1 pseudogene is annotated in these 621 nt (G+C 50.6%); it reads left to right on the top strand.

The annotated features are described in order from the left end of the window. Positions 1 to 196 precede the first annotated feature (196 nt). Positions 197 to 621 (top strand): annotated as a pseudogene (locus A3750_RS14980) (hypothetical protein); the annotation flags it as partial.

Genomic DNA, 621 nt, shown 5'->3' with positions numbered 1-621 from the left:
ACTTGTCCAGAAAGCCAGAACATCTCACTAATCCTTCCAGAGAGTCTCCATTACTGGAGTGCAAGAAAATCATTCAATAGCGCCAACGCCTAGCAATGAACGGAATGAATGGAATAAGCGATTCGGGTTCCACCGAATCAATACATGCGAGGGAACGCATGCTAGGCGACCAACGAAACCAATGGAGACAAAACATATGACAAATCATGACCAAACAACAGCGACATCGGTGAGCACGCTTAGTACGATCCAATCGTCCTCAAGTAGCCGCTCGTTTAGAGCTAAGAAAACGGCCTTTGCGGCGGCGCTTATCTGCTCGCAGGCATTGGTTGTAAGTACACCAGCGTTTGCGGATGAAAGCCTCGGAAACGACGAGCATTCAAGCACCTACTGGGGGATTGGTATCGGTACCACTCTTGGCGCAATACTTGGCGGGCCAGTTGGTGCTGCTGCGGGCGCGGCTCTAGGTGGCAGTGTCGGTTATGGCCAAGACAAGGATTCTGCGCTTGAGCAAACCGAGCAGCAATTAGATTCGCAAGTGATGTCGCTAACAAGCCTGGAAGGCGAGCTTAAGAAATCAAATATACAGTTAGAAGCGCTGCGCGCTCAGACGCGTAAGTT

This window comes from Oleiphilus sp. HI0079 (assembly GCF_001635105.1).
This window is presented reverse-complemented; position numbering and strand designations above follow the sequence as displayed.